Consider the following 20,469-nt stretch of genomic DNA (forward strand, 5'->3'; position numbering starts at 1 on the left):
CAGCCTCCTGACGGCCATGCCGCGCATGCGCTCCGGGTAAGTCCCGATGTCCCGAAAATGCGGAAAAGTTCGACGCAGTCGCCATGAAAGCCTTGTCCAGAAAGGGTGAGGCGGGTTTTCGGGCGCGCTCGTAGCCTTCATTGACTGGTACTAATCTGGTTATATAATGGGCTCCAATTTGATCGCCCCTACCCACGTCCGAGGACGCCCCGAGGTAGGCCCGCACGCGATACGCAGTCGCGATGGCGCGCACCATGCGCCCGCTCGAGTTTTTTTGAGATAGCAATCCCATGTTGAACGGAAACATCTTGACGCCGGATGGTTGGATACGCGGCACGCTCCACTATGAGAACGGAAGGATCACCGCGCTCGAAGGTGTGGCGGCCGACCCCGCGACCAACACCGAGCCTTACATCCTTCCCGGCTTCATCGACCTGCACGTGCATGGCGGCGGCGGCGCCGACGTGATGGAAGCGGGGGCCGCGATCGAAACGATCGTGCGCACGCATGCCCGCCACGGCACGACGAGCCTGCTCGCGACGACGATGACTGCGCCGCGCGACGAATTGCTCGCGGTCGTCGCCGGGTTGGGCGAGGTGACCCGCACGCGTACGCCCGGGGGCGCGCGCGTGCTCGGGGTGCATCTGGAAGGCCCCTACATCAACCCCGGCAAGCTGGGCGCGCAACCCGACGCCGCCGTCAGCGCAGTGCTGGACGAAGTGCTGCAGTACCTGTCGGTCGCGCCCATCCGTGTCGTCACGCTCGCCCCCGAGATCGCGGGGCACATGGAAATCATCTCGGAGATGGTGGCTCGCGGCGTCCGCGTGCAGTTGGGTCACTCGCTCGCCACCTATGACGACGCCGTGGCAGCGCTCAAGCACGGCGCGTGCGGCTTCACGCATTTGTTCAATGCGATGTCGCCGATGCACCATCGCAATCCGGGATTGGTCGGCGCCGCGTTCGCGCACGCGGAATTCGCCGAAATCATTCCCGATCTACTGCACGTGCATCCCGGCGCGATTCGCGCGGCGTTGCGGGCCATCCCGCGCCTGTACGTCGTGACGGACAGCACGTCGGCGACCGGCATGCCCGACGGCGAATATCGCCTCGGCAGCCAGCATGTGACGAAGTGCCTCGGCGGCGTGCGGCTAGCGGACGGCACGCTCGCAGGCAGCACGCTGACCATGGATGCCGCGCTGCGCAACCTCGTATCGCTGGGCCTACCGCTTGCCGATGTTTCGAACCGCATGTCGCGCTATGCCGCCGACTACCTCGGTATCGAAGACCGAGGCCGGCTCGCGCGCGGCGCGTGGGCCGACGTCGTCGTGTTCGAGCGCGACCTGAGCTTGGCGGCGACTTTTGTCGAAGGGGAGCAGATTGTCGAATATGCTTAAAGAGGCGCTCGCTGCGAGTGCCGTCGTGCAAAGCCAATGCGCCGACAGCGCACGGGTCGAGGCGCTCGCCTCGGTCCTGGCGGCCAAACCGTGTCACGTTGCGCTCACCGTTGCGCGCGGCAGTTCCGATCACGCCGCGAGCTACTTCGCCAGCCTCGCCATGAGCCGCATCGGCGTGCCCGTGGCGTCGCTGCCGATGTCGATCGCGACGCTGCAAGCGGCGCCCCTGCGTGTGGCGGGCGAACTGGCGGTCGCGTTTTCGCAGTCGGGCCGCAGCCCAGATCTCGTCGATACGATGACGGCGCTGCGCGATGCCGGGGCGCTGACCGTGAGCGCCGTGAACGCGCCCGCATCGCCGCTTGCCGATGCTTGCGAATGGCAACTGCCGCTGCTGGCCGGTCCCGAGCATTCGGTCGCGGCCACCAAGAGCTACATCGCCATGTTGTCGATCTCGGCGCAACTCGTCGCCTATTGGCAACGCGACCCGGTTTTGATCGATGCGCTGCGGGCGTTGCCCGACACATTGCGCGACGCTGCCGTGATCGATTGGTCGCCCGCGGTCGATACGCTGCGCGAGGTCGAGCGCATGATCGTGATCGGGCGCGGCCTTGGGCTGGCGGTGGCGCAAGAAGCGGCGCTCAAACTGAAAGAGACGTCGGGCATTCAAGCCGAAGCGTTCTCGAGCGCCGAGGTGCGCCACGGCCCGATGGAACTCATCGATCGAGGCTACCCGTTGCTCGTGTTCGCGCCGCGCGGCCCCGAGCAGGCGGGGTTGATCCGGCTTGCCGCCGACATGCGCTCGCGCGGCGCGCGTGTGTTGCTTGCGGCGCCAGAGGATGTCGAGGACGCGCAATTGCCGCTCGCGACGAGCCGCCACCCCGCGCTCGATCCGATCGCGGTCATCCAAACCTTCTACGTCATGGCCGCCGAACTCGCGGCCGCGCGCGGTCGCGATCCCGACGCACCGCGCCATTTGAACAAAATCACCGAAACCCACTGAGCGAGACATGCGGATGGAACGTGCTGAGGAGTCCCGACTAATGAATCAAGCCCCGGCCACGCTGGTCCTGCTGGCGCCCCTGACAGGCCCGGTAGTGCCGCTCGCAGACGTCCCCGATCCTGTCTTCGCCGAGGGCATGTTCGGCGACGGGCTCGCCATCGATCCGCTCGAGGGGCGTCTCGTCGCGCCGTGCGACGGGCTCGTCACGCATTTGGCGCGAACCGGTCACGCGGTCACGCTGCAAACGCCGGAGGGCGCCGAGATTCTATTGCATATCGGTATCGACACGGTGGAATTGGGCGGCGCCGGATTCACGGCGAAAGTTGCGCAAGGCGCCCACGTGCGAGCGGGCGATCTGCTCATCGAATTCGATCAGGATACGGTCGGCACGAAGGCGCCCAGCTTGGTTTCGGTCATCGCGATCGCCAATTCCGACGTGTTCGAGATCGTCGAGCGCGCATCGGGTCGCGTCACTGCTGGCGTGACGCCCTTGCTGGCCGTACGCAGCACAGGCGATGCTGCGCAAACGCAAGCACAACCGGCGGCCCAAGCGGCGGGAACGGTCGAACCGGCGCAAACGGCGCAAACGGCTGACGTCAAAGTCCAGGCGAGCCGCATCGTCACGTTGATGCAGTCGGGCGGACTGCATGCGCGTCCCGCGGCGCGCGCCAGAGAATCGGTGCGAGGCTTGCAGGCGCATGTCGAAGTGCATCACGACGGCCGGCATGCGAACGTTCAAAGCGTCGTCGGCCTGCTTGGCCTGGGCGCGGGCGAGGGCGCGACGGTGGAGATCGTCGGCAGCGGACGCGATGCGGCGCAAGCCGTGGAAGCGGTCGCGCGCGAGTTGCTGCGCGAGGTGCACGGCGAACTCGAGGAAACGCCGGCGCGAGTGAATTCGCCGGCTCCGGGGCAAGCAGAGCGGCCCTCGGGCATGCCGCTGGACCCGAACACGCTGGCTGGCGTATGCGCGGCGCCGGGAATCGCCGTCGGCACACTCGTGCGCTGGGACGACGCCGAACTCGTTCCTCCCGAACTCGCCAGTGGAACGCCCGCGGCCGAAAGCCGCTTGCTCGATCGAGCGCTCGCGACCGTCGATCAAGAATTGAACACCACGGTGCGCGACGCATCGCAGCGCGGGGCTGTCGGCGAGGCCGGCATCTTCGCCGTGCATCGCGTGCTGCTCGAAGATCCGACGCTCGTGGACGCCGCCCGCGATCTGATCAGCCTCGGCAAAAGCGCGGGCTTCGCCTGGCGCGCGTCGATCCGCGCGCAAATCGCGGTGCTCGCGCATGTCGAAGATATGTTGCTCGCCGAGCGCGCCGCCGATTTGCGCGACATCGAAAAACGCGTGCTGCGCGCCCTGGGCTACGCCAACCCGGCCGCACGCACGCTGCCGAGCGAAGCCGTGTTGGCCGCGAACGAGTTCACGCCTTCGGATCTATCCTCGCTCGACCGCGCGCGCGTGACCGCGCTCGTGATGGCCGGCGGCGGCGCGACATCGCACGCGGCGATCATCGCGCGGCAACTCGGCATTCCCGCGCTCGTCGCCGTGGGCGACGCCCTGCACGCCATTCCCGACGGCACGCAAGTCGTCGTCGATGCGAGCGCCGGCCGGCTCGAATACGCGCCGACCGAACTCGACGTCGAGCGTGCGCGTCTCGAGCGTCAGCGCCTGGCCGGCGTGCGAGAAACGAACCGCCGCACGTCGCGACAAGCGGCGGCGACGCGCGACGGCCGCGCCATCGAAGTCGCGGCGAACATCGCAACGATCGACGACGCCCGCACCGCCCTCGAGAACGGCGCCGACGCGGTCGGGCTGCTGCGCACCGAGTTGTTGTTCATCCACCGCGAGTCGGCGCCCAATGCCGAAGAACATCGCCAAAGCTATCAATCGATCGTCGATGCGCTCGAGGGCCGCACGGCGATCATCCGCACGCTCGATGTCGGCGCGGACAAGGAAGTGCCGTATCTGACGCTGCCCCACGAGACGAACCCCGCCCTCGGTTTGCGCGGCATCCGGCTTGCGCAGGTGCGCCCCGATTTGCTCGACGAACAGCTGCGCGGCCTCATCGCCGTCCAACCGCATGGTTGCGTGCGCATCTTGTTGCCGATGGTGACCGATGCGGGCGAACTCGTGCGCGTGCGCAATCGCATCGACGATCTCGCACGCGGCTTGGGCCGCACCGACGCCGTCGAGGTAGGGGTGATGATCGAGGTGCCCTCCGCGGCGCTGCTTGCCGATCAGCTCGCGCGTCACGCCGATTTTCTCTCGATCGGCACGAACGACTTGACGCAATACACGCTTGCGATGGACCGCTGCCAGGCCGATCTGGCAGCGCAGGCCGACGGCCTGCATCCGGCGGTGTTGCGCTTGATCGAGCTGACGACGCAAGGCGCGGCCAAGCACGGCAAGTGGGTGGGGGTATGCGGCGCCTTAGCCGGCGACCCCTTGGCCGTGCCGTTGCTCGTGGGCCTTGGCGTCACCGAGCTGTCGGTGGACCCGGTGGCCGTTCCGGGCATCAAAGCGCGCGTGCGCACCCTGGATTATCAACTGTGCCGTCAACGCGCGAGCGATTTGCTCGAGCTCGATTCGGCACAGGCGGTAAGAGCAGCAAGCCGCGAGATCTGGCCCGTGGATTAGGCCTCCTAACTAATCCGACGCCCGAAATCGCACTTAGACGATCGAGTACGGACACACGACACATCAACGACGAGACGGACCAACTGGAGAAATCAATGGACGCGAACCCATTTCTAAAGGTGCAGCGCTTAGGGCGGGCGCTGATGCTGCCGATTGCGGTATTGCCGGTCGCGGGCATCTTGCTCAGGCTCGGCCAGGCCGATGTGCTCAACATCAAGATGATCGCCGATGCGGGCGGCACGATCTTCGACAACTTGCCGCTGCTGTTCGCCATCGGCGTGGCGGTGGGTTTCGCGAAGGACAACAACGGCGTGGCCGCGCTCGCCGGTGCGATCGGCTATCTGATCGAAATCGCGGTGATGAAGGACATCAACGACAAGCTCAACATGGGCGTGCTCTCGGGCATCATCGCGGGCATTGTCGCGGGGCTGCTTTATAACCGGTACAAGGACATCAAGCTGCCGGACTACCTCGCGTTTTTCGGCGGAAAACGGTTCGTGCCGATCATCACGGGGCTAGTGTGCGTGGTGCTCGGCATCGTCTTCGGGTACGTCTGGCAACCGGTGCAATTGGCGATCGATGCGACCGGACACTGGCTCACCACGGCCGGCGCCATCGGCGTGTTCGTCTACGGCACGTTGAACCGGCTCTTGCTGGTCACGGGCCTGCATCACATCATCAACTCGCTCGCTTGGTTCGTCTTCGGCACGTTCACGCCGCCGGGCGGCGGCGCGGCCGTGACGGGCGATCTGCACCGCTTCTTCGCGGGCGACCCGACCGCGGGCGGCTTCATGACGGGCTTCTTCCCCGTCATGATGTTCGGCTTGCCCGCCGCGTGTTTGGCCATGTTCCATGAAGCGCCGAAGGAGCGCCGCGCATTGGTGGGCGGCCTGCTGTTCTCGATGGCTCTCACGTCGTTCCTGACGGGGGTGACCGAGCCGGTCGAGTTCACCTTCATGTTCCTCGCCCCCGTGCTGTACGTGATCCACGCGGTGTTGACGGGACTATCGCTCGCCATTTGCCAAGCGCTGGGAGTGCATCTGGGCTTCACGTTCTCGGCGGGCGCGATCGACTACGTGTTGAACTACGGCTTGTCGACGAAGGGCTGGCTCGCGATTCCGATCGGCCTCGTTTATGCGGTGGTCTACTACGGACTGTTCCGCTTCTTCATCCGCAAGTTCAACATGGCCACGCCGGGCCGCGAGAGCGCGAACGCCGATGCGCAAGTTCAGTCGTATGCGGAAGGCGGCTACGTCGCGCCCGTCGCCGGCGCAGCTTCCTCGCGGGCCGATCGCTACATCGCCGCGCTGGGCGGCGCGCAAAACCTGACGCTCGTCGATGCTTGCACGACGCGGCTGCGACTGTCCGTCGTCGATGCCGGGAAGATCTCCGAGCCCGCGCTAAAAGCAGCCGGCGCACGCGGCGTGCTCAAGCGCGATGCGCACAACGTGCAGGTGGTGATCGGGCCCGAGGCCGATATGATCGCCGATGAAATGCGCGCCGTGATTGCCGGCGCAGCGCCGGGCGCCGGCGCGCAAGCCACGGCTTCGAAGGCGCTCGACGTTCAAGCAGGCTCTGCCGGCCCGCTCGACCCGGACCCGATGCGGTGGCTCGCCGTGTTCGGTGGCGCGACCAACGTCGCGGCGCTCGATGCCGTGGCGGCAACCCGGCTGCGCGTCGTGGTGCGCGATCCGTCGGCGGTCGACCGTCAACGGCTTGCCGCGCTGGACGTGGCCTGGGTATCGGCCGACACGTTCCACATCGTGTGCGGTCCGGCCGCGCAGCGCTATGCGGAGCAACTGGCCACGCGTTTGCCTGCCTCGGGCGGCCCTTCGCCTCAGCCGGTGTGATGCGCTGATGTCAGCGCGCTTCGAATAGCCGAAGCGCGAAGCAGCAATGAAAAGCAGCGCCCGTCGAGGCGCTGCTTTTCGTTTGCGGACGGGATGAGCGGGACGAGAGGAAGATACGGCCTCCCGCCGGCGACCAGCCCGCCGAGGTCCAACGGCCCCTATCGCTCCTGCGCAATTTCCGCTTTTTCAACTCGGGATTCGAGCCACATCGCGTTGATGATGCCAAACGCGAGCGCGAGACCGATGCCGAGAATCCAACTGAAGTACCACATGATTCGTTCTCCTGACTCAATGCCGGCTCCGCTCCGTGGAGGCAGAGCGCCGATCAATACATCGAATGGCGGTTTTCCTCGAGGGCGGCCCGCGTGACCTTGCCGCGCATGACGCGATAGACCCATCCCGTATAAACGAGAATGATCGGCAAGAACACGATCACGGCGACGAGCATGATTTGCAGCGTGAGCCGGCTCGAGGTCGAATCCCATACCGTCAGGCTGCTCTTCGCATCGAGCGAGGACGGCATGATGAACGGAAACATCGAGAAGCCCGCCGTGAGAATCACGCCGACGATCATGACGCCTGTCGCGATGAAAGCGGTCTTCTCGAAGCGCGAGCGGGCGAGGGCGAACGCAACGAGGCCGCCTGCGAAGCCGAGCGCGGGCGCGATCGTCATCCATGGAAAGCGGCCGTAGTTGGCGAGCCAAAGCCCCTTGCCCGAATCGACGGTTTTCAGAAGCGGATTGGCGATCGTATCGAACGGCGGCGCGCTTTCGATTCGGTAGCCCACGATCGACGTCGCGATCAGCGCGCCGGCCAATGCGAAGCAAAGCAACGTAAGGACGGTCGCCGCCCGCAGCGCGAGCGCGGCTCGCTCGGACACGACGCCATCGGTCTTCATCTTCACGAACGACGCGCCGTGCGCGATCAGCATCGACAAGCTGACGAAGCCCGTCAGGAGCGCGAACGGATTGAGCAGGGCGAAGAACGAGCCGTGATAGGTGACACGCATATCGCTGTCGAATGAAAAAGGCGCGCCTTGCAGGAGATTGCCGAAGGCGACGCCGAACACTAGGGCGGGCACGAAGCCGCCTGCGAACAGCGCCCAATCCCACGCGCAGCGCCACCGTGGATCGGCGCGTTTGCTGCGATAGTCGAAGCCGACGGGCCGAAAGAACAGCGCGAACAGCACGAGCAGCATGGCGAAATAGAAGCCTGAAAACGAAGCCGCGTAGACGAGCGGCCAACTCGCGAACATGGCGCCGCCGGCCGTGATGAGCCAAACCTGGTTGCCTTCCCAGGTCGCGCCGACCGTGTTCACGACGATGCGGCGTTCGTCGTCGGTCTTACCGACGAACGGCAGCAAGATGGCCGCACCCATGTCGAAGCCGTCCGTCAGCGCGAAGCCGATCAGCAGCGTGCCGATGAGCGCCCACCAAATCACCTTGAGCGTTGCGTAGTCCATGATGGTCCTTTGATCGATCGATGACGTAGATGCATCCGCGGCTTCACACGGGCGTGTCGCTTGCGACGACTGCCGCCGGTTTCGGCTCGGCTTCCGTCTGGTAGCGGCCCGTGTGCAGCGAGGCAGGGCCGAGGCGCGCGTACTTGAACATCAGCGTAATTTCGACGACGAACAGTGCCGTATAGAACAGTGCGAATCCCGCGAGGCTCAGATACACGTCGGTGGCCGAAAGGCTCGACACGGACAGATGCGTCGGCAAGATGCCGGCGATCGTCCAGGGCTGACGTCCGAGCTCGGCCACGACCCAGCCGAATTCCGCCGCGAGCCACGGCAGAGGAATGGCCCACACGGCCCAGCGCAGGAACCAGCGGCGGCGATCGTCGAGCACGGCGCGACGCGCGCACAACCAGAACGCGTAGACGAAAGTCGCGAGGAACAGGATCCCGAGGCCGACCATCAGTCGGAACGAGAAGAAGATCGGTGCGACGGGGGGGATGGTCGATGCGGCGGCGCGATGGATCTGTTCCGGCGTCGCATCGGTGACGCGCGGCGTCATGGGTTTGAGCAACAGTCCATAGCCGAGATCGCTCTTGTGCGCATCGAAGGCGGCGCGCGCGGTGGCGGATGTGTCGCCTTGCTTCAACTGTTGCAAGGCGGCGTAGGCGAGCATGCCGTTTCGGACATGCGTCTCGTTTTCAGCCGCCAGGTCTTTCAGCCCGATCACCGGCTCGTCGAGCGATCGCGTGGCAATGATGCCGAGGGCGTAGGGGACGCGAAGCGCGTAATCGGTGCGTTGCGCCGCCTGGTTCGGAATGCCGAACACCGTGAAGGCCGCGGGCGGCTTAGCCGTGTCCCATTCCGCTTCGATGGCGGCGAGCTTGGCTTTTTGAACTTCACCGGTGTTGTAGCCGGATTCGTCGCCGAGCACGATGACGCAGAGCGTCGATGCCAACCCGAACCCCGCTGCGACGGTGAACGATCGCAGCGCGAAATCGACGTTGCGGCGCTTGAGCAGGTACCAGGACGAAATCCCGAGCACGAACATCGAAGCGGTCACGTAACCGGCCGATACCGTATGAACGAATTTGACCTGCGCAATCGGATTGAAGATCACGGCGAACAGGCTCGTGAGTTCCATGCGCATCGTTTCGTAGTTGAACGAGGCGCCGACCGGGTAATTCATCCAGCCGTTGGCAACGAGGATCCACAACGCCGAGAGGTTCGAGCCGAGAGCCACGAGAAACGTGACGACCAGATGCTGCACCTTCGAGAGGCGATTCCAGCCGAAAAAGAACAGCCCCACGAACGTCGATTCGAGAAAGAACGCCATGAGCCCTTCGACGGCGAGCGGCACGCCGAAGATATCGCCCACATAGTGCGAGTAATAGGCCCAATTCGTTCCGAACTGGAATTCGAGCGTGATGCCCGTTGTGACGCCCATGGCAAAGTTGATGCCGAACAGCTTGCCCCAGAACTGGGTCATGTCTTTGTAGACCGGCTTGTCGGTCATCACGAAAACGGCTTCCATGATGACGAGCAGCCATGAGAGCCCGAGCGTGAGCGGGACGAATAAAAAGTGATAAAGGGCTGTCACGCCGAATTGCAGGCGCGAGAGATCGACGACTTCACTACTGAGCATGGCCGACTCCTTGTGACACGCGAGGGGCGGGAGAGGAAAGCAGCGCCCTCGCGACTTCCGCGGGCGGCAGAGACATATCGTGCGCGCGAGGGTGATTGAAAAAAGCGAACTTCAGTGCGATCAGCAATACGACCTTGAGCGCGAGCACGAGGGTGATGTCGCGTGTGAACGTTCGGCCTCGCACCCATCGACCGAGCGATGTTGCAAGCGAACGATGCGCGCGGCCGAAAGGGGGCGCGGCATGCGCAGTGGCTTTACGATGGACGGCTCGCATGGCCTCGGATTCCTGTGATCGCCGCATTCGGTTTGAGGCTTGTCCGATTCACCCACGGGAGGGAGGCGAGAGGCAGACGTTCAAGCCACCGAAGCAGTCGAATTCATCGTAGAGCGCACAGGGAGGCGGGCCATTGACCTGCGACAAGGGCGCGGCGCTTTAACGCAGGGCGATCGGGGGCTGAATATGTGGCGCCGTTGCACCGGCGCCCGGGTTCGCAACGGCTCGGAGCGCCCGGAAACGCCGCGTGCGCGCCTCAATGCGGTGACCGCCGGCATGTGCGGGAGCGCGGCAAAAAAAATCCCGCTGCGCACATGCAGCGGGATTTTGACGAAGCGACGAGACGAAACGCCGCGGGCGCGCTTATGCGTACTCCGCCAGCGCCGTGCGCATCTTCTTCATCGCGCTAGCTTCGATCTGACGAATGCGTTCGGCCGACACGCCGAATTCTTCGGCGAGTTCATGCAGCGTGGAGCCGCCCGAGCCGTCGTCTGCCACATGGAGCCAGCGCGCCTCGATGATGCGACGGCTGCGCGCATCGAGGGAGTCGAGCGCTTGGGCGATGCCATCGGTTTGCAAGCGGTCGTTCTGCCGCGCGGCGAGCACGGCTGTCGGCTCGTTGTGCGAATCGGCCAGATAGGCGATGGGCGCGAACGATTCCTCGCCGTCCTCGACCTGCCCTTCGAGCGCCACGTCGCCGCCCGACAAGCGCGTTTCCATCTCCGACACTTCTTCGCGCTTGACGTTGAGTTCTTTCGCCAGGCCCTCGATTTCGTCCGGCGTGAACGTATGCAGGTTTTGCTTGTGGCTGCGCAGGTTGAAGAACAGCTTGCGCTGCGCCTTCGTGGTCGCGACCTTGACCATACGCCAATTGCGCAAGATGTACTCGTGAATCTCGGCCTTGATCCAATGGATCGCGTACGAGACCAGGCGCACGTTTTGCTCCGGATCGAAGCGCTTCACGGCCTTCATCAGACCAATGTTGCCTTCTTGAATCAGATCCGCGTGCGGCAGGCCGTAGCCCAAATAGTTGCGCGCGACCGACACGACCAGGCGCAGGTGGGAGAGGACGAGCCGGCGCGCGGCCTCCAAGCTGGCTTGCTGACGGTATTCGGTGGCGAGTTCGCGTTCTTCTTCCGCGCTCAGCATCGGGATGCGATTGACGGCTTGGATGTAGGCGTCGATGTTGCCGAGCTGACCCGGCAGCATCGACGGCGCGAGCGTGAGAGCACCTGCCGAAGCGGCCTTAGCGGACGCCGGGCGCAGAGTGTTCGGAAGGGTCATTGCGTTGCTCACGTAAGAAACTCCTTGTGAATCGAGTACTGCTCAGTCACGAAGACAACTCCACGGGGGATATTAGCACTCCGTTTCGGAGAGTGCTAAGCGTTCGAGTCCGTCGTCCCACAGAAGTTCCATCGACCTATCAAACTGTGGGTTTCGATAGCCTATTTTACGCCTCTGTCGGACGCACTGCCGAGGCGGCGCGGCGCGCTAGACCCCGGTGCCCACCTTGCACAGTTCGCCAACAATGTTTTGCCAGAAACAGTACCTTTGAGCTATTGGCCACACAGTAATGATCATTCGACCCCGCTGCAGCCGCCGGGGACCATCGGCGTTCAACTCGTATGGTTGGAGTATCGAGATGAAAAAGAAAAACCATTTGACCGGGCTCAACAATGTCGCGCTGCGCGGCATCCTCGCGGCGCTGCTGCTAAGCGCCACGGCAGCGGCGCCGGCGCAGGAAGCGGCGCCGGCGGCGTCCTCGGATCACACGTTCGGCGTTCAGATCGGGCTCGGCGTCGCGCAGCACAAAGTCAAAAAAGTCGATCTCGGCTTCGTTTGGGATCCGGGACTGAACTGGTGGCACATCGGCGGTTGGCATTTTTCGCTGCTCGGCGAGGCTCACCTCGGCTACTGGCACACCGATGAGGGCGCCTTTCACAACAACGTATACGAGGTCGGCCTGACGCCGATGGTGCGCTTCATCAAGGATTCGGGCTGGATCCGTCCGTACCTGGAAGCCGGGGCCGGGGTGCGCGTCCTTTCGCATCCCACCATCACCGATTCGTACACCCTGTCTACCGCCTTCCAGTTCGCCGAGACGGCCGGCGTCGGCGCGCAGTTCGGCTCGGGCCAGCAGTATGCGGCGGGTGTGCGTTTCCAACACGTGTCGAATGGCGGTATCAAAGAGCCGAATCCTGGTATAAATTTCACCCAGCTATACCTGCAGTACAACTTCTGACGGCGGCGCACGCGCGCCGCTCGCATGGGGGCTGAGCGATGGCGGCGAAGGTGATCGAGGCGATTCGGGCGCTCGAGCGCGATCGGTTTCGCGCGATGGTCGATGGCGACGTGCCGGTGCTGAACCAACTGCTCTCGGAGAGCGTCAGCTACGTGCACACGAACGGCAAGCGCGAGACGAAGCGGCAGTTCATCGATGCCATCTCCGGCGGTCACCGCCGGTATCGGCAAATCGAGGTGCAATCGCAGGATGTCCTGCCCGTCGGCAGCGACGCTTGCGTCGTCACCGGTCGCGCGTTGGTCGAGATGGAGGCGAACAACGGCGCCATATTGTTTCCGATCGCCTACATGGCCATTCAATCGCGAGAAGACGGCCACTGGCGGCTGGTCGCCTGGCAGGCGACACGCTGCGCGCTCGAGTAGAACGCGCAGCGCAATCGCTGGCGCCGCCCGTTCGTGGCGGGGGCGCCCGGGTACCGCAAACAGGCTCAAGCCGCGGCGGCTTCATCCTCCCGCTCGCGGCTCCATTCCAATCGATTGACTGCCGAGACCAGCGCGTCGGCCGCCGCCGTGGCGGGATTCGCCGCTACGCCCACGCCGTACCGTACGCTCTGGCTGCCAGCCGCGTTTTGCGCCGCTTCTTCGAGGCGAACGGCGACGAATACGGCCGTGCGACCATCGCCGGTCAGCAGGCTCTCGTAATCGCAAACCTGTACACGCCGGCGCGCGGCCGTCGACATGGAATCGGCAAGCGCGCGAACCCAAGCTTGCCCATCGTCGTAGCCGGTCGCGGCCTCCACCCGCGCAATTTCGCGTCGGCGCCAGCGCACCACCGATTCGACCCGCTCGGCCGGGCCTTGCACCTCGAAGTATTCCCGTGCGAACAGGGCGCAGACCGCCTCGCCCGTGACTTCGGCGCCGGAATCGTCGGCCAGGCGCTGCACCGCATGGCTGAACTCGATTTGCACGCGTCGCGGCGGCGCGAAGCCGAGCCCGCGCTCGAGCAGATAGGTTGCGCCGCCCTTGCCCGACTGGCTGTTGACCCGGATCACCGCCTCGTAACCGCGGCCGACGTCGGCCGGATCGATCGGCAGATAGGGCACCTCCCAAAGGCCGTCGGGCCCTTGCTGCGCGAATCCTTTGCGGATTGCGTCTTGGTGCGAGCCCGAGAATGCGGTGAAGACGAGTTCGCCTGCATACGGGTGGCGCGGATGCACGGCGATTGCGTTGCAACGTTCGACCACGCGACGCACCGCGTCGATATCGGAAAAGTCGAGCCCCGGGTCGATACCTTGCGTGTAGAGATTGAGCGCGAGCGTCACGAGATCGACGTTGCCGGTGCGCTCGCCATTGCCGAACAAGCAGCCCTCGATGCGATCGGCGCCCGCGAGCAGCGCGAGTTCCGCCGCGGCCACCGCGGTGCCGCGATCGTTGTGCGGATGCACGGACAGCACGATGCTGTCGCGATAGGCAAGGTTGCGGTCCATCCATTCGATTTGGTCGGCGAAGACGTTCGGCGTGGCGGCTTCGACCGTCGCCGGCAAATTGACGATGATTTTGCGCTCCGGCGTCGGGTGCCACACCGCGCTCACGGCATCGCACACTTCGCGCGCGAAGGCGAGCTCGGTCATGCTGAAGGTCTCGGGAGAATACTCGTAGGTCCAATGCGTTTGCGGCCGCCGCTCGGTTTCTTCCTTGATGAGGCGGGCGCCTTCCACGGCCAGCGCTTTGACCTCGCTCTTTGACGCATTGAAGACGATCCGGCGAAAGGAAGGCGCGATGGCGTTGTACTGATGCACGATCGCCCGCGGCGCGCCTTGCAGCGCTTCGAAGGTGCGCGCGATGAGATCGGCGCGCGACTGCACGAGCACTTCGATCGTCACGTCTTCGGGAATGCGATTTTCGTCGATGAGCTTGCGCACGAAGTCGAAATCGGTCTGCGACCCCGAGGGGAATCCGACTTCGATCTCCTTGAAGCCGATGGCCACGAGCATTTCGAAGAATTCGAGCTTTTGCGCGATGCTCATCGGCTCGATCAGGGCCTGGTTGCCGTCGCGCAAATCGGTGCTCATCCAAATCGGGGCGCGCTCGATGGCGCGGTTCGGCCATTTTCGGCCGGCCAACTGCACGGGCGGGAAGGATCGATACTTTGCGGCAGGGTTGCGAAGCATGGGTGCGACCTCGTTCGTCGGGTCGTCTGCGAAAGCGCGGCTGATCGAGCGGCTAGCCGATCATGCCGGACGCGATGAAAGCCACGTCGGCGGATTCGCGATTCGGCGAAGCGGTACTTGGCCGAATGCTGACGACTACGGGTTGTAGAAGGAACTACGGTTTGGTGTGAAACGAAAACTGCTCGGGATGCTGCGGGAGGACCGCGCGACGCGCGGCGCTACGACTGGCTTACGCTAGTCGTAGCGATAGGGGCCGCGCTAGGCGGCCGGAGGTAATTCGGAGGGAGTTCAGGATTGAACGCATGAGACGCACTGTATGACAGCGTGCCTCACGCTGTCAACCGAGCCCTGGGCGTCACGGCTTGGCCGCGCCCTCGCGCGCGTGCGCGATGTCGACGATGATCTTGACCTGCCGGGCCAGGGTTGGCGGCACGGCGGTGTCGCCGCGCAGCACCGACTCGATCCAGCGCGCCGTCGTTTCCGCGTCGCGAGCGGTGGGCAATTCGGACTCGGCTTCATTGGGCGAACTGCGCTCGGGCGCGACGAGGGTCTCGGCCAGCCCGTCGTGCAGCCAGTCGATCTGAACTTGACGGCGTGTGTCGGCCACGGCTTCTCCTTCGGTGCCCCGCGCGAGCAGCGCGCCGCCGCGGGCCACTTCGGGGTGGCCGAGGAAGAGGGCGGCCAGGCTGTCGCGGTAAGCCGGATGCGTGTAATTGACGAGCCGCAATCCGGCCGGCGCGAACGGCTGCAGGATTTTCACGAGCGTGTGGGTCGAATTGCGCACGCCCATGATCCGCCGCAAAGCGAGCAGGCGCGCGAGCTTGGGCGCGAGTACGCCCACGGGCGCAAACGCCACGCGGCGCTCGGCCAGCGCCGCTTCTATCGCATCGTGCGAGTCGGCCGCGGCAATTCCCAGGCACGCGAAGATTTCGGCGCTCGTCACCCGGCCGGGATCTTGCGTGACGCCGTGCACGAGCGTCGGCACCCCCTCGCGTGCCAGCAGCAGGGCAAGCAGCGGCACGAGGTTCGGTTGCTTGCGCGCGCCGTTGTAGCTCGGGATCGAGACGGCTCCGGGCGCGCGTACCGGCATCATCGACATTTGCGCCGCGGCGAGCATGGCGGCAAGCTCGTCGGCCGTCTCTCCTTTGAGGCGGTAAGCGAGCAATACCGCGCCGAGCTCGAGGTCGGAGACGCGGCCGTCGAGCATCGCGCTGTAGAGCGAAAAGGTGTCTTCGGACGATAGCGCGCGGGCGCCGTGCGGGCCGCGCCCGATTTCCTTGATGAAGCGGGCGCAGGGAAACGGTTCGGCTGAAGTGGATTCGGTCATGGCGCGCGGTGCGAGAGTCGGGGTTCTGCGAAGATTAGCGAAAGTTTAACGAGTACCGCATTCGTTCCCATCTGGCAAGCTGCGAGGTGTCGGTCCGCGCGCCGTCGCCGAGGCGCCCGCGCTACACTCCATGCTTTCGGCCGTGCGGACACCACGCGCGCGGCGCCAATCGAATCCGAAGGAGAAAGCGATGGAGTATGTGTTTGCCCCCGCCCCCATCGTCGCAGTGCCGATCGCGGAAAGTGCCGACGTCGCGAGCCCGAGCGAGCGCTTTCCGGTTCGCCGCATCTACTGCGTAGGCCGCAATTATGCCGCCCATGCGCGCGAAATGGGCCACGATCCCGATCGCGAGCCGCCGTTTTTCTTCACCAAACCGGCCGACGCACTCGTCTATGCCGCACCCGGCTCGACCGGTGAATTTCCGTACCCGTCGCGCACGAACGACGTGCATCACGAAATCGAGCTCGTCGTCGCGATCGGGCGGGCGGGGCGCGACATCGAGGTGGCACGCGCGCTCGATCACGTCTACGGTTATGCGCTGGGACTCGACATGACCCGCCGCGATCTGCAAGCCGAGGCGAAGAAGATGGGCCGTCCTTGGGACGTGGCCAAAGGCTTCGATCGCTCGGCGCCCCTCGGCCCCATTCACCCGGTATCGCGCGTGGGCCATATCGGGCAGGGGGCGATTTGGCTCAAGGTCAACGGCGCCGAGAGGCAGCGCTCCGACGTATCGCAGTTGATCTGGTCCACGGCCGAGACGATCGCGCATTTGTCGACACTGTTCGAGCTTCGCCCAGGGGACCTGATATTCACCGGCACGCCCGAAGGCGTCGGCCCGGTAGTGCGAGGGGACTTGTTGACGGGTTCCGTAGAAGGGCTGGGGGAATTGAACGTGCGCGTGGTGTGACGATACGCGCGTTTGCAGGGGAAACTCGATGAAACTCTATAGCTATTTCCGCAGTTCGGCGGCCTATCGCGTGCGCATTGCGCTCAATCTGAAGGGTTTGCCGTATGAATATGCCGGCGTGCATCTCTTGCGCAACGGCGGAGAGCAATTGACCGACGACTATCGGCGCATCTGCCCCGACGGCGTCGTGCCCTCGCTCATCGACGGCGACGCGGTGCTGCGCCAGTCGCTCGCCATCATCGAATATCTCGAGGAGGTTCACCCCAATCCGCCGCTATTGCCGAGCGCGCCGGCCGATCGAGCGCACGTGCGAGCCATTGCGCTGCAAGTGGCGTGCGAAATCCATCCGCTGAACAACCTGCGGGTGCTCAAATATCTGAAGCACGAACTCGGCGTCACGGACGAAGCGAAGGACGCATGGTACAAGCATTGGGTCGAGAACGGCTTCGCGGCGATCGAGGCGCAGCTCGCGTCCGATACGCGAACCGGCAAGTTCGCTTTCGGCGATGAGCCGACGATAGCGGACCTCTCGCTCGTGCCCCAGGTGTTCAACGCGATCCGTTTCAACGTGGATATGCAACCGTATCCAACGATTCAACGCATCTACGACGAAGCCGGCCGGCACGAGGCGTTCGTGCGTGCGGCGCCTAGCGAGCAACCCGATGCCGAGTGAGCGTGTGAGGAGCAGCGCCAAGCTTGCGCGCGTTTCGTCCGCGAACCTCGCGCATCGGGATGGCTTGGCGCCGGCCCTCAGCCGAGCAGCGCGTCGGCGAATTCCTCGGCGTTGAACGGCTGCAAGTCTTCGACCTTCTCCCCGACCCCGATGAAGTAGACCGGGACGGGGCGCTGGCGTGCGATGGCCGCCAAGATGCCGCCTTTGGCCGTGCCGTCGAGCTTGGTGACGATGAGGCCCGTCAACGAGAGGGCATCGTCGAATGCTTTGACCTGCGCCAGGGCGTTTTGGCCCGTGTTCGCATCGATGACGAGCAACACTTCGTGCGGCGCCCCTTCGAAGGCTTTGCCGATCACGCGCTTGACCTTGCGCAGCTCTTCCATCAGATGCAATTGCGTCGGCAGGCGGCCCGCCGTATCGGCCATGACGACATCGATCTTGCGGGCTCGCGCCGCGCTAACCGCATCGAAGATGACGGCGGCCGGATCGCCGCTTTCCTGCGCCACGACGGTCACGTTGTTGCGCTCGCCCCAAATCGCGAGTTGCTCGCGGGCGGCGGCGCGGAAGGTGTCTCCGGCGGCCAGCAGCACCGACTGATCGAAGCGTTGCAGATGCTTGGCGAGTTTGCCGATGCTCGTGGTTTTACCCGCGCCGTTGACGCCCGCGATCATCATCACGAGCGGTTGTGCGCGGCCGAGCACCAGCGAGCGCTCGAGCGGCTTGAGCAGATCGACAATCAACGTGCGCAGCGCCGCCTTGACCTGCTGCGGGTCCGTCAACCGCTGCGTGCGTACCTTTTCGTGCAACGCGCCGAGCAAGAACTCCGTCGCCTCGACCCCGGCATCGGCCATCAGCAACGCGGTTTCCAACTCCTCGTAGAGTTCGTCGTCGATCTTCGTGCGCACGAAGATGCCGGTGAGTCCGGCGCTCGTCTTCGATAGTCCCGAGCGCAGCCGCGTGAGCCACGATTGCTTTTGCGCGGGCTCGACGAGCGGGGGCGGCACGATTTCCTCGGTCTCGATCTCGTCGGCGGCCACGGGCTCGCCGGCGGCGGCCTGGGCCGCGGCGTCCGGGGCGCTGCCTCGAGCGAAGGGTTCCGGGGCAGGCCTGGGGGGCGCGGCAAACGCGGTGCTCGCCGGGGCGGGCGCGTCAGCGGGCGGGGGAGCGGACGCGGCGGGCGCAGTGGATGCGGTGGAGGCAGCGGGTGCAGCGGGTGGCGCAGACGAAGCGGCCGGCGCGACGGGGGCCGTGGGCGCTTGCGTTGGCGAGATGACGGACGCGGCCGCGGGGGCGGCCGGGGCTTCGGCTGCTTGGGTGTCCTGCGGTGTATCGGCGGCTTTGCCGCCCTTGAATCGTTTGAAAAAGCTGAACATGGTGTGCCGTGATCGGTGCCGAGGCGAGCTGCCTACGGCGGCAATAGATGATGGCGCGCGGCCGCGCATGCGCCGCGGTGGACCGGCAATGCGGCAAAGCGCTCGAAAACACGCATTTTACCAGGCGCCCGCCTGCGCTCCACGCCCGTGTCGCGGCGGCTGTGGTAACGTTGGCCGTCGCGCCCGAGCGGGCATTGCCGCTCGGGCGCCGTCCTTCCGCCAATCGTATTCATTCGCATGCCCCGTTCTTCATCCGCCCCGCGCGCGTCCAGCGCGACGTCCTCTCGCGGCAAGCCGCATACCGTTCGCATCATCGGCGGAGATTGGAAGCGCACGCCGTTGCCGGTGCTCGACCTCGACGGCTTGCGGCCGACGCCCGACCGTGTGCGCGAAACCTTGTTCAATTGGCTCGGCCAGCGGCTGGACGGCCTGCGCTGCCTCGATCTATTCGCCGGCGCGGGCGCATTGGGTTTCGAGGCGGCATCGCGCGGCGCCGCGCGGGTGTTGATGGTCGAGCGCAATGCCAAGGCGGCGCGTCAGCTCAGAGACGTGCGCACCCGGCTGGCCGCCCAGGCCGTAGAGGTGGTCGAAGCCGACGGCTTGCGGCTCGCGACCGGCTTGCCGCCACGCTCGTTCGATATCGTCTTCCTCGATCCGCCGTTCGGCGAGGAACTGTTGCCGCGTGCGCTCGAAGCGACGGCGCCGCTCGTTGCCGAGCAAGGCTATTTGTATGTCGAATCGGGCGAGCCGCTCGTGATGGACGCGATCGAGCCATTGGCCGGCTGGACCATGGTGCGGCAGGGGAAGGCCGGCGCCGTGTTCTACCATTTGCTGCAGCGCGAAAATGATGAATAATGCGCGTTTTCAACGGAAACAGACGCGGGCTGCATCGAGCCGCGTCACGGCCGGCAGCGTCCCAGCGGACGCGGGTTCGCGTCCCAATAGGATGAAGACAGGAGATGGTCGATGGTAGTCGCCGTGTACCCGGGTACGTTCGATCCGCTCACCCGCGGCCATGAGGATCTCGTTCGGCGTGCGTCGAGCATTTTCGATACGCTCGTCGTCGGCGTGGCCGACTCGCGCAACAAGAAGCCGTTCTTCACGCTGCAAGAGCGTCTCGATATCGCGCAGGAAGTGCTGGGCCACTATCCGAACGTGCAGATCATGAGCTTCAAGGGCTTGCTCAAGGATTTCGTGCGGGCGAACAACGCGCGCGTCATCGTGCGCGGCTTGCGCGCGGTTTCCGATTTCGAGTACGAGTTTCAAATGGCGGGCATGAACCGGTATTTGCTGCCCGATGTCGAAACGATGTTCATGACCCCGTCGGACCAATATCAGTTCATCTCGGGCACGATCGTGCGCGAGATCGCCCAATTGGGCGGCGATGTCAGCAAATTCGTGTTCCCCTCGGTGGAAAAATGGCTCACGGATAAGGTCGCGGAGATGGCGCAGAACTCGCCGTCGCAACCGTGAACCCTACGAACGCTAGGGCTTGTGCCGGCCTCCGGAGCATCCCG

Annotated in this window: 18 protein-coding genes; 10 read left to right on the top strand and 8 right to left on the bottom strand. The window is 65.0% G+C overall.

Annotated features, from left to right (window positions below):
- Positions 1-290: 290 nt before the first annotated feature.
- From nagA to nagE, 4 genes are all read left to right on the top strand, one after another.
- Positions 291-1,394, top strand: a complete 1,104-nt coding sequence (gene nagA, locus QQS38_RS07915) for an N-acetylglucosamine-6-phosphate deacetylase (RefSeq protein ID WP_479644817.1) — start codon at positions 291-293, stop codon at positions 1,392-1,394.
- On the top strand, positions 1,378-2,394 hold the full coding sequence (locus QQS38_RS07920; RefSeq protein WP_479644818.1) for an SIS domain-containing protein: 1,017 nt from the start codon (positions 1,378-1,380) through the stop codon (positions 2,392-2,394). Before nagA ends, QQS38_RS07920 begins: the two co-directional genes overlap by 17 nt.
- A gap of 13 nt (positions 2,395-2,407) precedes the next feature.
- On the top strand, positions 2,408-5,035 hold the full coding sequence (gene ptsP, locus QQS38_RS07925) for a phosphoenolpyruvate--protein phosphotransferase (protein ID WP_479644819.1): 2,628 nt from the start codon (positions 2,408-2,410) through the stop codon (positions 5,033-5,035).
- Between the two features lie 95 nt (positions 5,036-5,130).
- Positions 5,131-6,885, top strand: a complete 1,755-nt coding sequence (gene nagE / locus QQS38_RS07930) for an N-acetylglucosamine-specific PTS transporter subunit IIBC (RefSeq protein ID WP_479644820.1) — start codon at positions 5,131-5,133, stop codon at positions 6,883-6,885.
- 158 nt (positions 6,886-7,043) lie between these two features.
- Here the strand turns inward: nagE and cydX are convergent, their stop codons facing one another.
- From cydX to rpoH, 5 genes are all read right to left on the bottom strand, one after another.
- A complete protein-coding gene (gene cydX, locus QQS38_RS07935; RefSeq protein ID WP_479644821.1) occupies positions 7,044-7,157 on the bottom strand; it encodes a cytochrome bd-I oxidase subunit CydX in 114 nt (37 codons plus the stop codon).
- A gap of 53 nt (positions 7,158-7,210) precedes the next feature.
- Positions 7,211-8,347: a cytochrome d ubiquinol oxidase subunit II gene (gene cydB / locus QQS38_RS07940; RefSeq protein ID WP_479644822.1), complete on the bottom strand. Its 1,137-nt coding sequence runs from the start codon at positions 8,345-8,347 to the stop codon at positions 7,211-7,213.
- A gap of 43 nt (positions 8,348-8,390) precedes the next feature.
- On the bottom strand, positions 8,391-9,986 hold the full coding sequence (locus QQS38_RS07945; protein ID WP_479644823.1) for a cytochrome ubiquinol oxidase subunit I: 1,596 nt from the start codon (positions 9,984-9,986) through the stop codon (positions 8,391-8,393).
- A complete protein-coding gene (gene cydP, locus QQS38_RS07950; RefSeq protein WP_479644824.1) occupies positions 9,976-10,287 on the bottom strand; it encodes a cytochrome oxidase putative small subunit CydP in 312 nt (103 codons plus the stop codon). The genes QQS38_RS07945 and cydP overlap by 11 nt, the downstream gene beginning before the upstream one ends.
- A 336-nt stretch (positions 10,288-10,623) precedes the next feature.
- On the bottom strand, positions 10,624-11,556 hold the full coding sequence (gene rpoH / locus QQS38_RS07955; protein ID WP_479644825.1) for an RNA polymerase sigma factor RpoH: 933 nt from the start codon (positions 11,554-11,556) through the stop codon (positions 10,624-10,626).
- A 346-nt stretch (positions 11,557-11,902) separates the two neighbouring features.
- Between rpoH and QQS38_RS07960 the strand changes: the two genes are divergently transcribed.
- Positions 11,903-12,502 carry an acyloxyacyl hydrolase gene (locus tag QQS38_RS07960; RefSeq protein ID WP_479644826.1) on the top strand — a complete coding sequence of 200 codons (600 nt, stop codon included), beginning with the start codon at positions 11,903-11,905 and terminating at the stop codon, positions 12,500-12,502.
- Positions 12,503-12,540: 38 nt separating this feature from the next.
- Positions 12,541-12,924 (top strand): nuclear transport factor 2 family protein, encoded by a 384-nt coding sequence (locus QQS38_RS07965; protein WP_325341481.1) that lies wholly within the window; start codon positions 12,541-12,543, stop codon positions 12,922-12,924.
- A gap of 65 nt (positions 12,925-12,989) precedes the next feature.
- Here the strand turns inward: QQS38_RS07965 and leuA are convergent, their stop codons facing one another.
- Both leuA and ybiB read right to left on the bottom strand, forming a co-directional pair.
- Positions 12,990-14,672: a 2-isopropylmalate synthase gene (gene leuA, locus QQS38_RS07970; protein ID WP_479644827.1), complete on the bottom strand. Its 1,683-nt coding sequence runs from the start codon at positions 14,670-14,672 to the stop codon at positions 12,990-12,992.
- A 355-nt stretch (positions 14,673-15,027) separates the two neighbouring features.
- Entirely contained in the window at positions 15,028-15,999 is a 972-nt protein-coding gene (gene ybiB, locus QQS38_RS07975) for a DNA-binding protein YbiB (RefSeq protein ID WP_479644828.1), read from the bottom strand.
- 190 nt (positions 16,000-16,189) lie between these two features.
- Here ybiB and QQS38_RS07980 point away from each other — a divergent pair, with 190 nt between their 5' ends.
- Positions 16,190-16,906 carry a fumarylacetoacetate hydrolase family protein gene (locus QQS38_RS07980; protein WP_479644829.1) on the top strand — a complete coding sequence of 239 codons (717 nt, stop codon included), beginning with the start codon at positions 16,190-16,192 and terminating at the stop codon, positions 16,904-16,906.
- A gap of 28 nt (positions 16,907-16,934) precedes the next feature.
- Entirely contained in the window at positions 16,935-17,579 is a 645-nt protein-coding gene (maiA, locus tag QQS38_RS07985; protein WP_479644830.1) for a maleylacetoacetate isomerase, read from the top strand.
- Between the two features lie 77 nt (positions 17,580-17,656).
- On the opposite strand, the gene ftsY is transcribed toward maiA, so the two are convergent.
- On the bottom strand, positions 17,657-18,952 hold the full coding sequence (gene ftsY, locus QQS38_RS07990) for a signal recognition particle-docking protein FtsY (protein ID WP_479644831.1): 1,296 nt from the start codon (positions 18,950-18,952) through the stop codon (positions 17,657-17,659).
- A 237-nt stretch (positions 18,953-19,189) separates the two neighbouring features.
- On the opposite strand from ftsY, the gene rsmD reads away from it, so the two are divergent.
- Together rsmD and coaD are read left to right on the top strand one after the other, a co-directional pair.
- Positions 19,190-19,807, top strand: a complete 618-nt coding sequence (gene rsmD / locus QQS38_RS07995; RefSeq protein WP_479644832.1) for a 16S rRNA (guanine(966)-N(2))-methyltransferase RsmD — start codon at positions 19,190-19,192, stop codon at positions 19,805-19,807.
- Positions 19,808-19,918: 111 nt separating this feature from the next.
- A complete protein-coding gene (gene coaD / locus QQS38_RS08000) occupies positions 19,919-20,425 on the top strand; it encodes a pantetheine-phosphate adenylyltransferase (protein ID WP_479644833.1) in 507 nt (168 codons plus the stop codon).
- Positions 20,426-20,469 lie beyond the last annotated feature (44 nt).

This window comes from Trinickia sp. Z7 (genome assembly GCF_056498045.1).

Excerpts from the sequence above, each read along its gene's own strand:
- nagA (WP_479644817.1), top strand. The coding sequence starts at position 291 with ATGTTGAACGGAAACATCTTGACGCCGGATGGTTGGATACGCGGCACG.
- ptsP (WP_479644819.1), top strand. The coding sequence starts at position 2,408 with ATGGAACGTGCTGAGGAGTCCCGACTAATGAATCAAGCCCCGGCCACG.
- nagE (WP_479644820.1), top strand. The coding sequence starts at position 5,131 with ATGGACGCGAACCCATTTCTAAAGGTGCAGCGCTTAGGGCGGGCGCTG.
- cydX (WP_479644821.1), bottom strand. The coding sequence starts at position 7,157 with ATGTGGTACTTCAGTTGGATTCTCGGCATCGGTCTCGCGCTCGCGTTT.
- cydB (WP_479644822.1), bottom strand. The coding sequence starts at position 8,347 with ATGGACTACGCAACGCTCAAGGTGATTTGGTGGGCGCTCATCGGCACG.
- QQS38_RS07945 (WP_479644823.1), bottom strand. The coding sequence starts at position 9,986 with ATGCTCAGTAGTGAAGTCGTCGATCTCTCGCGCCTGCAATTCGGCGTG.
- cydP (WP_479644824.1), bottom strand. The coding sequence starts at position 10,287 with ATGCGGCGATCACAGGAATCCGAGGCCATGCGAGCCGTCCATCGTAAA.
- QQS38_RS07960 (WP_479644826.1), top strand. The coding sequence starts at position 11,903 with ATGAAAAAGAAAAACCATTTGACCGGGCTCAACAATGTCGCGCTGCGC.
- QQS38_RS07965 (WP_325341481.1), top strand. The coding sequence starts at position 12,541 with ATGGCGGCGAAGGTGATCGAGGCGATTCGGGCGCTCGAGCGCGATCGG.
- leuA (WP_479644827.1), bottom strand. The coding sequence starts at position 14,672 with ATGCTTCGCAACCCTGCCGCAAAGTATCGATCCTTCCCGCCCGTGCAG.
- ybiB (WP_479644828.1), bottom strand. The coding sequence starts at position 15,999 with ATGACCGAATCCACTTCAGCCGAACCGTTTCCCTGCGCCCGCTTCATC.
- QQS38_RS07980 (WP_479644829.1), top strand. The coding sequence starts at position 16,190 with ATGGAGTATGTGTTTGCCCCCGCCCCCATCGTCGCAGTGCCGATCGCG.
- maiA (WP_479644830.1), top strand. The coding sequence starts at position 16,935 with ATGAAACTCTATAGCTATTTCCGCAGTTCGGCGGCCTATCGCGTGCGC.
- ftsY (WP_479644831.1), bottom strand. The coding sequence starts at position 18,952 with ATGTTCAGCTTTTTCAAACGATTCAAGGGCGGCAAAGCCGCCGATACA.
- rsmD (WP_479644832.1), top strand. The coding sequence starts at position 19,190 with ATGCCCCGTTCTTCATCCGCCCCGCGCGCGTCCAGCGCGACGTCCTCT.
- coaD (WP_479644833.1), top strand. The coding sequence starts at position 19,919 with ATGGTAGTCGCCGTGTACCCGGGTACGTTCGATCCGCTCACCCGCGGC.